The organism is Opacimonas viscosa, from assembly GCF_024199005.1.
In the GTDB taxonomy this organism is placed as follows: domain Bacteria; phylum Pseudomonadota; class Gammaproteobacteria; order Enterobacterales; family Alteromonadaceae; genus Opacimonas; species Opacimonas viscosa.
In genome coordinates this window covers 89,962-103,257 of sequence record NZ_JANATA010000003.1, presented here as the reverse complement: position 1 = coordinate 103,257, position 13,296 = coordinate 89,962, and the positions used below count along the sequence as shown (strand labels likewise).

At 42.8% G+C, this 13,296-nt stretch carries 10 protein-coding genes; 4 read left to right on the top strand and 6 right to left on the bottom strand.

From position 1 onward, the window contains the following. Positions 1-14: 14 nt before the first annotated feature. Positions 15-1,541, top strand: coding sequence for an exopolyphosphatase (ppx, locus tag NLF92_RS03225; protein ID WP_254098821.1), 1,527 nt, complete (start codon positions 15-17; stop codon positions 1,539-1,541). Positions 1,542-1,624: 83 nt separating this feature from the next. On the opposite strand, the gene NLF92_RS03220 is transcribed toward ppx, so the two are convergent. From NLF92_RS03220 to tkt, 4 genes are all read right to left on the bottom strand, one after another. Beyond that, positions 1,625-2,524, bottom strand: a complete 900-nt coding sequence (locus NLF92_RS03220; RefSeq protein WP_254098819.1) for a fructose bisphosphate aldolase — start codon at positions 2,522-2,524, stop codon at positions 1,625-1,627. Between the two features lie 280 nt (positions 2,525-2,804). Continuing rightward, positions 2,805-3,968 carry a phosphoglycerate kinase gene (locus tag NLF92_RS03215; protein WP_254098817.1) on the bottom strand — a complete coding sequence of 388 codons (1,164 nt, stop codon included), beginning with the start codon at positions 3,966-3,968 and terminating at the stop codon, positions 2,805-2,807. Between the two features lie 18 nt (positions 3,969-3,986). Beyond that, positions 3,987-5,006 (bottom strand): erythrose-4-phosphate dehydrogenase, encoded by a 1,020-nt coding sequence (gene epd / locus NLF92_RS03210; protein WP_254098815.1) that lies wholly within the window; start codon positions 5,004-5,006, stop codon positions 3,987-3,989. Between the two features lie 8 nt (positions 5,007-5,014). Beyond that, positions 5,015-7,006: a transketolase gene (tkt, locus tag NLF92_RS03205; protein ID WP_254098813.1), complete on the bottom strand. Its 1,992-nt coding sequence runs from the start codon at positions 7,004-7,006 to the stop codon at positions 5,015-5,017. Between the two features lie 370 nt (positions 7,007-7,376). Here tkt and metK point away from each other — a divergent pair, with 370 nt between their 5' ends. Continuing rightward, positions 7,377-8,522 (top strand): methionine adenosyltransferase, encoded by a 1,146-nt coding sequence (gene metK / locus NLF92_RS03200; RefSeq protein WP_254098811.1) that lies wholly within the window; start codon positions 7,377-7,379, stop codon positions 8,520-8,522. Positions 8,523-8,624: 102 nt separating this feature from the next. Here metK and NLF92_RS03195 read toward each other — a convergent pair whose 3' ends face one another. Further along, entirely contained in the window at positions 8,625-10,760 is a 2,136-nt protein-coding gene (locus NLF92_RS03195) for a glycoside hydrolase family 97 protein (protein ID WP_254098809.1), read from the bottom strand. A gap of 180 nt (positions 10,761-10,940) precedes the next feature. Here NLF92_RS03195 and NLF92_RS03190 point away from each other — a divergent pair, with 180 nt between their 5' ends. Further along, a complete protein-coding gene (locus NLF92_RS03190) occupies positions 10,941-11,735 on the top strand; it encodes a M48 family metallopeptidase (protein ID WP_254098807.1) in 795 nt (264 codons plus the stop codon). Between the two features lie 151 nt (positions 11,736-11,886). Here the strand turns inward: NLF92_RS03190 and NLF92_RS03185 are convergent, their stop codons facing one another. Next, positions 11,887-12,642, bottom strand: coding sequence for a mechanosensitive ion channel family protein (locus NLF92_RS03185; protein WP_254098904.1), 756 nt, complete (start codon positions 12,640-12,642; stop codon positions 11,887-11,889). Between the two features lie 464 nt (positions 12,643-13,106). Between NLF92_RS03185 and NLF92_RS03180 the strand changes: the two genes are divergently transcribed. Further along, positions 13,107-13,268, top strand: coding sequence for a hypothetical protein (locus NLF92_RS03180; RefSeq protein ID WP_254098805.1), 162 nt, complete (start codon positions 13,107-13,109; stop codon positions 13,266-13,268). The last annotated feature ends 28 nt before the right edge of the window (positions 13,269-13,296 follow it).

Here is a 13,296-nt window from a genome sequence, read left to right as displayed (position 1 = left end):
TAAGGTCTATCTTTTTGAATCAACCTGAACAAGTCATCCAAGAGTTAAATCAACCCGACCAAGAGCATTTGGCGGCCATTGACCTGGGTTCTAATAGTTTTCATTTAGTCGTTACCCGTGTGGTTTCTGGCTCTTTGCAAATTGTGCACCGGGTAAAGCGTAGGGTGCAGCTCGCCCAAGGGTTAGATGCTAACAATATGCTGTCAGAAGAGGCGATAGAACGAGGCCTGGATGCTCTGCGCAGTATGCAAGAAAGTTTACAGGGCTTTGCCCCTGAACATGTGCGAATTGTCGCCACATTTACATTGCGAAAAGCGCGTAATGCATATGCATTTATACATGCAGCAAAACAAATACTCCCCTACCCCGTCGAGGTCATTTCAGGTGTCGAAGAAGCCCGCTTAATCTATTCTGGTGTTGCCCATACTCACTTTGACGACGGACGACGCTTAATTATCGATATTGGGGGAGGCTCTACAGAGTTTGTCATTGGGGATGGTTTCAAACCTAAAATTTGTCGAAGTTTACAAATGGGCTGTGTCAGTTACACACAACGCTTTTTCCCCAATGGGAAAATCACTAAGAAAAATATGGCTGCGGCAGTGATTGCGACGCGACAAACTCTTGAACTGATCGAAGATAAGTATATTCGCCTAAAATGGCATGAATGCATTGGTACTTCAGGCACCATAAAAAGCATATTGCAGTTATTATTAAGCCGCCACAAAACGGATTTTATGACGATTAAACTTTCTGACCTCAAAGCACTCAGAAAAGAAACCGTTAACATTGGCAATATCGCTGATTTACCTATCAATGATGTCTCGCCTGATCGGGCTGATGTTTTTCCTGCTGGACTAGCTATTCTATTGGGCATTTTTAAAAGTCTAAATATCAAAGAAATGGTGTTTTCTAGCTCTGCACTGCGTGAAGGGGTTATTTATGAAATGCATGGCGACCTGTTTCAATCTGAGACTCGTGAAAGAACGGCCCAAACCTTGGCGAATCGCTATGACATTGATCCAGCCCAAGCCGCACGTGTTTGGGATACTGTAGATACTTTATATAAGAAAGCTCCCGCTAGTTGGCTGAGTAAGAAACAGAAAGTAAAAAGCTTATTAGCTTGGAGTTGTCTGTTGCATGAAGTGGGAATTGCGATTAATTCACAGGGTTTTCAACGCCATTCACAATACATTATTCAAAATACTGAAATGCCAGGTTTTAATGTAGAAGAACAATTGTTGTTAGGTACATTAACCCGTTTTTGTCGGAAAAAAATCAAACCTGATTTATTCGCCACTCTTGAACAATTTTCTGACCAAGAAGTACAGCGTATGATTATTTTATTGCGGCTAGGTGTCTTGCTCAATATCAAACGTCAATCCGATATCCTCCCTGAGTATGCAGTAGATTTTACGGATGAGGAAATTGCTATTGCTTTTGCTGATGGCTGGTTGGCAGAAAAGCCCATATTTACGGCTGATTTAATTCAAGAAGCGAAATATTTAGAGGTGTTAAATATAAAACTCACCGTGAATTAGCGACAAAAAAACCGAAGGCCTGTTAACCTTCGGTTTTATCTATTTATTGTGTCCATGCATCAGGATAATAAATCACCTATGCCCTACGTTAAAGACGCGGCATAGATATCAGCGATTGCAGAATCCAAGGTTTCAGTAAATTTGTCATTGCATTGCTGAGCGCTCACCCCTTGAGTTAACGCACGAGAAAAACTAGCAATTATACCGTGATTTTCTGCTAAGCGAGCGTTAGCCTCGTCACGGGCATACCCACCTGATAAAGCTACTACTTTCAATACTTTAGGATGTGCAACACACTCTGCATAAAAGTTGGCTGTTTCTGGTAAGGTTAATTTCAACATTACTTGTTGCCCGTCATTCAACGTGTCTAAGTGCGCTAAAATAGCCGTTTTTAAGAGCGCCTCAGCGGCTGCTTTTTCCGGACTATTAATATCGACTTCTGGCTCTATGATCGGTACTAAACCAGCGGCTAGAATTTGTTTTGCTACGGTAAACTGCTGCTTGACGATTGCTTCTATGCCATCGGCATTCGCTAACTTCACCACAGAGCGCATTTTAGTACCAAACACGTTTTGTGCATTGGCTTTTGCCAGTAAAGCATCTAAGCTAGGTATAGTCTTCATGAGTTGTACACCATTTGCTTCAGCCTCTAAGCCTTTATCGACTTTTAAAAACGGAACAACGTGTTTTTCTTCCCATAAATAATTAGCTGTCGCCTTTGCTTCGATTTCACGATCTAGGGTATTTTCAAATAAAATAGCTCCTAAAACGCGTTCACCGTTGAAAGCGGGATTAGTAATGATACGAGTACGCATTTCGTGGACTTTACCAAACATCTCGTCTTCAGTGTTGTATTCAGCTGACTCGATACCGTATAAAGCCAATGCTTTAGGTGTGCTACCACCACTTTGATCCAAAGCAGCAATAAAACCACTACCAGAACGCACTTGCTCTAGCATGGCTTGTTGGGCGGTTGACGTCATGTCGACTCTCCAAATTGTAGCCCACCAAACTAGGTGGGTGTAGGGTTACAGATACTCAAGCCAAACGATTTTTATTAGATTTATAATACCTTGTACAATACGCCAGCATTACATGTTTGGTCATGATAGTTGTTAAATTTCTTTACTCAGTATGTTAGTCACTTATATGTTTTGTCTGATATACGTCTCAAGTGAAACATATATCAGATTATTTTATCACTATATCGTATACGACAAATGCAAGGTTGGAAAACTTATTACCTACCACTTTAGTGTTGTTTTATTTATCTAAAACTGCAACTGCTGGCAATGTCTTACCTTCTAAAAACTCTAGAAATGCACCGCCACCGGTTGATATATATGACACTTTGTCCGCAATACCAAACATATCAACGGCAGCTAACGTATCTCCACCCCCTGCAATAGAAAATGCTGAGCTTTCGGCGATGGCTTCTGCAATCGCTTTAGTACCTGCAGCAAATGGGGCCAATTCAAATACACCAACTGGGCCGTTCCATACAATCGTACCTGCATTTTTTAATATTTCACATAAGGTAGCGGCTGTATCAGGACCAATATCAAACACCATTTCATCAGCCGCTATTGCTGATGCTGGCTTGGTTGTCACTTCTGTGTCTGCAGAGAACGCTTTGCCCGTTACCACATCACTTGGAACAGGAATATTACCGCCATTCGCTTGGGCGTCTGCTTGTAATTTTTGTGCTTCAGGAATGAGGTCGGCTTCATATAAAGAGCCACCAACAGCATGACCTTCTGCGGCAATAAAAGTATTTGCGATACCACCACCGACAATCAGCTGATCGACCATTGGGGCTAAAGAATTTAATACCGTTAACTTAGTGGAGACTTTTGAACCACCAACAATAGCTACCAATGGACGTTTAGGGTTATCCATTGCCTTGCCAAGCGCATCTAGTTCAGCTTTAAGCAAAGGACCAGCACAGGCATTTGGAGCAAATTTTGCGACGCCATGAGTGGAAGCTTGAGCCCGATGAGCGGTACCAAAAGCATCCATAACAAATACATCACACAAAGCTGCGTAGCGTTTAGCGAGATCATCAGCATCTTTTTTCTCACCAACGTTAAAGCGGACATTTTCAAGTAAAACGACTTGTCCTGGCGTCACCACTACATTATCCAAATCATCTGCTAGAGTGACTTCTAGGTCAAGTGCTTCAGATAAATACTTCGCGACGGGTGCCATCGAAAATTCTGCAGCAAATTCACCTTCGGTCGGCCGCCCTAGATGCGACATTACAATGACGCCAGCCCCCTTTGCTAAGGCGGTTTTCAAAGTCGGTAAAGATGCTCTAAGGCGGGCATCTGACGTAATTATACCATTTTTGACTGGGACATTTAGGTCTTGTCTAATCAGTACGGTTTTGTTGTGTAAATCTAAATCAGACATGGCTTGAATAGTCATGGAAAATCCTTGAAAAAATTATGAAAATTGATGCATACAAAATGCAGTATCGAGCATGCGATTGGCAAAGCCCCACTCGTTGTCACACCAGACTAATGTTTTTACGAGCTGGCCATGACTGACACGAGTTTGTGTGCCATCAACGATACAAGAATGCGCATCATGATTAAAATCTACCGACACCAATGGTGCTTCGGTATAATCTAGAATACCGCTTAACTTACCCACTTTGGCAGCTTTCAAAACCTGGTTAACTTGGCCAATATCAACCTTGTCACGTAAAGTCACAGAAAGATCCATCGCGGTAACATTGATCGTTGGTACACGTACAGCGATGGCTTCGAACTTGCCGGCAAACTTTGGCAAGATACGTTCAATACCTTGCGCTAAACGGGTATCTACTGGAATGATGGATTGACTTGCCGCGCGAGTACGACGTAGATCAGGATGATACGCGTCGATAACTTGTTGATCATGCATACTAGAATGGATGGTTGTCACAGTCCCACTTTCGACACCAAACGCGGCGTCTAAAGCTTGGATGACGGGGACAATACAATTTGTGGTACAAGAACCATTAGAAACGATTTTATGTGCGGCTGTGAGTTCTTCATGGTTGATACCATAAATAATGGTCGCATCGACGTCGGGACTACCAGGTTCTGATAATAAAACGCGCTTTGCCCCTTGCGCAATGTGTTGAGCAGCGTGTGTCGCCTGACCAAAATGTCCGGTACATTCCAACACAATATCAACGCCTAAATCTCCCCAAGGGCAATCCGTAATAGCGCTGTGTTGAAGCAACGCTATCGAGTCATTATCCACATATAATGTCGGCCCATTTACTGTCTCTAATCGTACATCATGGCCAAAACGACCATGCGCAGTATCATATTGCAAAAGATGGGCAATCCCTTCAGGCTCAGCAATCTCATTAATAGCGACGACTTTAATTGCTTGTTGTCGACCCGATTCATAGAGCGCACGTAATACATTGCGCCCTATGCGGCCAAAACCATTGATAGCGATCTTTAGCATTGATTCACTTATAGTGCTTGAGCTGCAGCCACAACTGCTGCAGTAGTAATTCCAAAGTGCTCGTATAAGTCTTTGGCAGGTGCTGACTCACCAAAAGAATCCATACCAATAATGGCACCATTTAAACCAACATATTTGTACCAAGTGTCTTTGGCTAGCGCTTCAACCGCAACGCGTTTCGTTACAGCTGCCGGTAATACAGATTCTTTGTATGCTGCAGATTGGGCATCAAACACATCGGTAGAAGGCATAGAGACGACGCGCACTTGTTTACCTTGAGCCGTTAATTCTTTTTGAGCAGCGACAGCTAGTTCAACTTCTGAACCTGTCGCAATCAAAATGTATTCTGGCGTTTCAGCACTATCGACCAGGACATAAGCGCCTTTGGCGATGTCAGCTAATTGTTGTGCGGAACGTGGTTGTTGTTCACATCCTTGGCGGGTAAAAATAAGCGTAGATGGACCATCGGTGCGCTCAATCGCACATTTCCATGCCACTGCACTTTCCACTTGGTCACATGGACGCCAGTTATCTAAGTTCGGTGTAGAACGCAGTGCGACTAATTGCTCAACAGGCTGGTGCGTCGGACCATCTTCACCTAAGCCAATAGAGTCATGGGTATAAACAAAAATTGCAGGTTGCTTCATCAATGCAGCCATACGGACAGCGTTACGCGCGTACTCCATAAACATTAGGAACGTTGCACCGTAAGCTTTGAATCCACCGTGCAAAGTAATCCCATTCATAATGGCTGACATACCAAATTCACGTACACCATAGTAAATATAATTACCCGATGCATCATCTGCCGTTAAGCCTTTTGAATCAGACCAAATGGTTAAATTCGAACCGGCTAAGTCTGCCGAACCGCCCATTAACTCAGGTAGCACAGGACCGTATGCATTTAAGGCATTTTGTGATGCTTTACGAGTAGCTATATTGGCGGGGTTATCTTGTAGGGATTGAATATAATCCTGAGCAGTCTCTGCCCAATTTGCAGGTAATTCATTACTGTTACGACGTGTAAATTCAGCTGCTAACTCTGGATATTCAGCGGCATAAGCGGCGAATAAATCGTTCCAGGCTTGTTGACGCTTAGTTCCTTGTGGTTTTGCATCCCATGCAGCATAAATATCTTCAGGGATGACAAAAGCGTCATGTTCCCAGCCTAGCGCCTTGCGGGTCGCTACAATTTCATCGGCACCTAATGGTGCGCCATGACAAGACTCTGTACCTTGTTTGCTAGGAGAACCAAAACCAATGACAGTTTTACAACAAATCAGCGTCGGTTTTTCTGATTCCGCTTGGGCTGTGCGAATCGCGGATGCAATTTCGTCAGCATTGTGACCATCCACACCTTCGATGACTTGCCAGCCATAGGCTCTAAAACGAGCAGGAGTATCATCAGAGAACCAACCTTCTACTTCACCGTCGATGGAAATACCGTTGTCATCCCAAAACGCAATCATTTTACCCAGGCCTAATGTGCCAGCAAGTGAGCAAACTTCGTGAGAAATACCTTCCATCAAACAACCGTCACCTAAAAAGGCATACGTGAAGTGGTTAACAATATCAAACTCACCACGGTTAAACTGCGCAGCCAATGCTTTTTCTGCAATCGCCATACCTACCGCATTAGAAATACCTTGACCTAGAGGGCCGGTAGTTGTCTCCACACCGGGTGCATAACCATATTCAGGGTGACCTGGCGTTTTAGAATGCAACTGGCGAAAGTTCTTTAATTCTTCAATCGGTAAAGCATAACCAGAAAGGTGTAGCAATGAATACAACAACATTGAACCATGGCCGTTTGACAAAATAAAACGGTCGCGGTTTGCCCATGTTGGATCTGCAGGGTTATGGGCTAAAAAGTCTGTCCATAACACTTGCGCAATATCCGCCATACCCATTGGTGCACCTGGGTGACCTGAATTAGCTTGTTGGACAGCGTCCATACTGAGGGCGCGAATCGCATTTGCTTGTTGTTGACGTGAGGACATATAAAACTCCAATGGGATAATGTGTTAACGCAGAATCATTCTGACTGCCAGGTAAAATACTGACAACCTTCGATTACTGAAATGATGCAATAAATAATCTCTTCATTGTCCCCCAGACTCAGTGTTTGTTCAATCATATTTGCGACTTTTCTTCACAGTTTTTAGGGAGTTAAGACCAGTGTCTAACTTTTTCTTAAAATCTATGAACCATATACCGATAAAAACGTAAATAGACATATAGACGTCTAGACGGTAAAACTGATAAACTGCATTTTATGCCAAATCCATTCTCGCAAATACTGGCGTTTGGATTTAAGACGGATAACAACAATTATTACAACGACACTCCAATTTTTATTTAGAGGTGCGCATGTCACAACATTTATTTACTTCAGAATCGGTTTCTGAGGGTCATCCAGATAAAGTCGCCGACCAAATTTCTGATGCGATTCTTGATGCTATTTTGACTGAAGATCCTACTGCCCGAGTAGCTTGTGAAACATTTGTTAAAACGGGTATGGTGCTAGTAGGTGGTGAAATTAATACTCACGCTTGGGTAGATATCGAGAAAATCACCCGAGATACCGTAAAAGAAATCGGTTATGTTAGCTCAGACATGGGTTTTGATGCGGATTCGTGTGCCGTTTTAAACGCCATTGGCAAGCAATCGGCAGACATTAACCAAGGTGTTGACCGTGGTAGTCGTGAAGAACAAGGGGCCGGTGACCAAGGTTTAATGTTTGGCTATGCCTGTAATGAAACAGAAGAACTCATGCCCGCACCAATCATGTTTTCACATAAATTAGTGCGTCGCCAGGCAGAAATTCGCAAATCAGGAAAACTTGACTGGTTGCGCCCAGATGCCAAATCTCAAGTCACTTTCGTGTATGAAAATGGCCAACCTGTTGGGATTGATGCGGTTGTTTTATCGACGCAACATGCTGACACTATAAGTACTCCCGATCTGCGTGAAGCGGTGATGGAAGAGATCATAAAGCCCGTTTTACCCGAAAAATGGATTACGGCTGATACGAAGTTCCATATCAACCCTACCGGCCGATTTGTTATTGGTGGTCCAGTGGGTGATTGTGGTTTGACGGGGCGTAAAATCATTGTCGACACATATGGCGGTATGGCTCGCCATGGTGGTGGTGCTTTCTCTGGAAAAGATCCTTCAAAAGTGGACCGTTCAGCGGCTTATGCTGGCCGTTATGTCGCAAAAAATATCGTGGCAGCAGGACTCGCTGATAAATGTGAAATACAAGTATCTTATGCAATTGGTGTGGTTGAGCCGACATCTATCAGTGTCAATACCTTCGGTACGGGTAAAGTTGCTGATGAGGTAATCACTCAATTAGTCCGCGAACATTTTGATTTACGACCTTATGGCTTAATCGAAATGCTCGACCTAGAGCGCGCAATTTATTTACCAACAGCGGCGTACGGGCACTTTGGTAATAACGCATATCCATGGGAAAAAACCGACAAAGCTGATTTATTAAAAGCGGCTTTATGAGGGTTTATTAGTTGCTAAAGATGTGATGTTAGTGATTAAGAAAAAGGGAGCTTAGGCTCCCTTTTGTTTTTGAGTTAAGACATAACTGTCTTTGCATAGATACTATTGTACCGCCTCAAAACGAATAGCTACACCACCAGCAACTTTGGCAGTCACTACCAATTCATCGGTAGATTGTACCGGTGTTTTCTGGATATCTATCGCATAGGGATTCGTTTTGTAATCTGTATCCTTAGCATCTTGGTAAATGTGTGCAAGATACTTTTGACCTGGCTTTAGAAAATCCAAAGCAATCTTAAGGCGCCTATCTGTATCTCCGGTAATCACACCTAAGTACCAATCATTACCACTATACTGGCGATGTTTGCGTTCTTGTCTAGCAATCATGACATACTCACCGATTTCACCCGCTAGGGCGACTGTTTTTTCCCAGTCTGTAGGAACATCTTTAATAAATTGGAATGCTTCAGGGTGACGCAGATAATTCTGTGGCAAATCGGCTGCCATTTGAATCGGACTATAAATCACAACGTATTGTGCTAACTGTTTTGCCAGCGTTGTCAGAGGACGCATATAGGGGCCAAAACCTGCTTCAGGATCTGGCTCAGCCTTGACCGGAGGATAGTCCAGGTCAAAGATCCCCGGAGTAAAATCCATCGGTCCTGATAACATCCGAGTGAATGTTAACGTGGGAATATGTGACGGGGGGTTCACTGCCGCCCAACCTGAATTATACTCTTGTCCTCGGGCACTTTCGCGGCTGATCCAATTTGGATAAGTACGACGCAAACCGGTATCTTTTACTGCTTCATGCGTGTTAATCGACAAACGATATTGCGCCGCAGTAGCCACATTGTGGATAAAGTGATTCACCACATCCTGACTATCTGTGAATTCATAACGCATAATACCCTGAGCATCACGTCGTTTTAAGTTTTGTCCATGGGCTACATAACCGGTTTTGATTTGTGCAACACCGAGGTCTTCATAAAGCTTAAACGCATCTTCCATCTGGGCTTCATAATTCGTAATTCCCCCTGATGTTTCATGGTGACCAATCAACCGTACCCCTATTTTCTGGCCGTATTCGGAGACCTTTTCAATATCAAAATCTGGGTATGACTCAGTAAAAGAGAACAATTCTGAATTAGCAATCCAATCGCCATCCCAGCCAGTATTCCAACCTTCAACTAAGACGCCATCAAAACCATGCTCGGCAGCGAAATCCATATACTCCATCGTGCGTTCTGTTGTGGCTCCGTGTTTTGCACCAGAGCCCCAAGTATATTTAGCAATGTGCATCCCCCACCAAATACCTAGGTATTTGCCAGGCTCTACCCATGAAACATCTCCTAATTTATTCGGCTCATTTAAGTTTAACGCCATGTATGACTCGATCAAATCAACCGCTTTATCTGCGATCGTAATAGTCCGCCAGGGCGTGGTAAAACTGCCTTCTTTGCGTACTAAAACGCCATCAGCACGTGGTGCTAACTTGGCCTCAAAGCGCCCCATTTGTTTTTTCTCCAGGCTCATGCCTGCATAATCCACCAAAGCAGCTTCATGTACTGAAACATGTAGACCGTCTGTATAATTAAACGTCATCGGTGTATGTGATAGCAGCATGTCTTGCATCGGTGTCTTGCGATATAAATATTCATAACGCTCTCGACCCTGACCAGGGATCCAGTAAGCTGTAGCTAAGTGTGAATCTCGAAAAAAGAACTCTGTTAGTTCTCTGGTGATCGCTCGTGGTCCATCTGCAGGGACGTGATAACGAAATGCGACGCCATCATCAAATACGCGAGCTTCTACACTAAACTCTCGTGCTTTGTCGCGTAAATGGGTGAATTTGACGGTTACACTGTTATAGTGATTGTCGATCAAACGTTGTTCACCCCAAGGCTGTTCCCAGGTCTGGTTATGACTGGAACGCGCCACTTCACTGACGGTAAAATCCCGATATAGGGGCTTGGCTTGGGCGAAGGTAAAACCTAATTTACTTGGCTTCACCAATGCTTTACCACGATAATCTACTTTGTACTGCGCAAGTTCTGAAGCATCAGTAAAGTGCAACACAATGTCTTGGTCGGGTGAACTCACTGAGATCTCAGTGGACTTATCTGCGGCATGCTCTGCTGTGTGTTCTACTGCTTGGGCAGTTGCCAGAACCACAACACTGCCAATCATCACTGAAAGTGTTAGCAATGACGGGATAAATGATAAACGTTGACGCATAGCGTATCCTTATTATAGAGCTGTACGAGTAATTCTATATGTTAACCAAAAGTTAATATGCCTTAAGTTTCCCTAGAAATAAACCATTAACTTAATCAATTAAGATAAAGTACTGAATAATTTCACTTGAATTCTATCCATTTCATTCGATAACCTAACTAATCATTAACAGGAGGTTTTATGCGAAACTCGATCATTTTTCTTTTTAGTATTCTCTTACTCGGGTGCTCCAGCACTTCAGATAGTCGAACCCAATTTAAGTTTTTAGATAATGCAACACTAGCGGGACAAAGCGCTGAAGCCTTTAGCAAAATGAAACAAGAAATCCCGATTGCCGGTCCTAGACCAACCCAGTACGTGCAATGTGTCGCTGATGCACTAACGCCCTTAGTCAGTGCTGAAACGTTTACCGGTGAATGGGAAGTCGTTGTATTTGATTCAGAACAAATCAACGCTTTTGCAATGCCTGGGGGCAAAATCGGGATTTTTACCGGTATTTTAGCTGTGACAGAAACGCCAGATCAATTAGCTGCCATTATTGGTCATGAGATCGCACATGTTATCAAAGAACATGCGAATGAACGTGCATCTCAAAAAATGTTAGCCAAAGGCGCCAGTATCATTGGTAAGGTATTGATGGATTTGAACAACGTGGATGCGGGTACTCAAAATCTTGCTATGAATGGTATAGGGCTCCTATCGCAGTATGGCGTGCTTATGCCTTATTCACGATTACATGAAAGCGAAGCTGATATAGCGGGTCTTGAGCTCTTGGTACAGGCCGGATACAGCCCTTATGCAGCCGTTGAATTATGGCAAAACATGGACCAAGCATCGGCAGGAAAAACGAAACCACCGGAGATTTTATCTACACATCCGTCTGCAGATACACGTATCAAAGACCTCAAAAATGCGATAAAAAGTGCCGTTAAAAAGCACCCCGTTCCTAACAAAGCACCTAATTGTCGGATGTAAGCCAATATAAGAGAGACATTGTTAGTCATAGTGGATAGTAAATAATGGCTAGTAACTAGTGGCTAACGACAAACGAAATGCCATTCATTTTTACCGTATCCAACATTCTGGTATTAGTAAAAATAATGGCATTTTGTTTCGTCACACCTTTTTATTTATGGAGATGGACATCCATTTGCGGATAAGGGATAGAAATACCTTCCTGGTCAAAACGCAATTTGACAGCTTCGGTAAATTCAAATTTCACCGCCCAATAATCGGCAGAATTCACCCAAGGACGCACTAAAATATTTACTGAACTATCACCAAGTTCCCCTACTGCAACAGTGTAGGCTGGATCTTTTAGAACACGCTCATCAGCTTGTAACATGGCTTCAAGTATTTGCTTAGCTTTCAACAAATCATCGTCATAGCCAATCCCGAATACCATATCGACACGTCGCGTTGGTTTTGCAGAGTAATTAACAATATTACCACCGTAGATATTCCCGTTTGGCACAATAATCTCTTTGTTATCTGGCGTATTCATCGTGGTTGAGAAAACACCAACACTTACTACTGTACCCGATACGCCACCAGCATCAACAAAATTTCCGGCTTTAAATGGACGGAATACCAATAACATCACACCTGCGGCGAAGTTTTTCAAGGAGTCTTGTAGTGATAAACCAATTGCTAGACCTGCAGCACCTAAAATAGCAACTAATGAAGTAGTATTGACACCGAGTTGATTCAAAGAAGCGATGATAACGAACAACATTAAAACGGCATGTACTATAGATTTTAAGAAATCAACTAACATGTCGTCATATTTCGATTTACTCATGACTTTGACAAAGACACTAACTAATACTTTGACCACTATCTTACCAACAAGATAAATCAGAATCGCAAAACCTATATTCATACCCCAAGGGATCGCATAAGTTTCAATAAAGGCATTTAAGTCAAAGTTACTGACAACATCTGCTGTTGCTGACAGTGGGTCACTCGTAATCGGTGACTCATTGGCCGGCGAAGCAGGAGCAGAATCTTGAGTAAAAAAAGAAAGTAGTGTGTGGAGCATGGCAATTCCCTTTACAAGTTTAGAGTGTATGACTCAATGATTTATCATTCGTCTGGTTGATGTACGGTTTGTATCATTATTAACCTAGCTGTACATGTTAGCCTAGCTGTTAATGTCAAAGTTGCAAATGTCAAATTTGCAACTCTATATCTTTTCACTTGCTAGCTCATTCAGATTCTGCTTTTTTCTAAGAAAAACATACTGATTTTTTGCATTTTAAGAGAAGTAGACTAGCCTTTAGATATTGCATAGGGATGCAATCAACTCAACTCAAACCAAAATAACAGAATGAAAAGGAACTTTATATGTTCTATCTATTAGCACTTGGCTTTGCCGTTTTTGCTTTATTGATTTTTTCTCTGACCAGTGATGCTACAGCCAAGCGAACCAAACATACATTCTCCGATACTCCACAAAAAGTCAATTTAAAAAACCTACTACCAAAGGGGTTTCACGAAAAAAACTAATTTTTTATCAATTAAGCCCTGCTAGTAC

Excerpts from the sequence above, each read along its gene's own strand:
- NLF92_RS03190 (WP_254098807.1), top strand. The coding sequence starts at position 10,941 with ATGCGAAACTCGATCATTTTTCTTTTTAGTATTCTCTTACTCGGGTGC.
- epd (WP_254098815.1), bottom strand. The coding sequence starts at position 5,006 with ATGCTAAAGATCGCTATCAATGGTTTTGGCCGCATAGGGCGCAATGTA.
- NLF92_RS03180 (WP_254098805.1), top strand. The coding sequence starts at position 13,107 with ATGTTCTATCTATTAGCACTTGGCTTTGCCGTTTTTGCTTTATTGATT.
- NLF92_RS03220 (WP_254098819.1), bottom strand. The coding sequence starts at position 2,524 with ATGACGTCAACCGCCCAACAAGCCATGCTAGAGCAAGTGCGTTCTGGT.
- NLF92_RS03215 (WP_254098817.1), bottom strand. The coding sequence starts at position 3,968 with ATGACTATTCAAGCCATGTCTGATTTAGATTTACACAACAAAACCGTA.
- metK (WP_254098811.1), top strand. The coding sequence starts at position 7,377 with ATGTCACAACATTTATTTACTTCAGAATCGGTTTCTGAGGGTCATCCA.
- NLF92_RS03185 (WP_254098904.1), bottom strand. The coding sequence starts at position 12,642 with ATGAATATAGGTTTTGCGATTCTGATTTATCTTGTTGGTAAGATAGTG.
- NLF92_RS03195 (WP_254098809.1), bottom strand. The coding sequence starts at position 10,760 with ATGCGTCAACGTTTATCATTTATCCCGTCATTGCTAACACTTTCAGTG.
- tkt (WP_254098813.1), bottom strand. The coding sequence starts at position 7,006 with ATGTCCTCACGTCAACAACAAGCAAATGCGATTCGCGCCCTCAGTATG.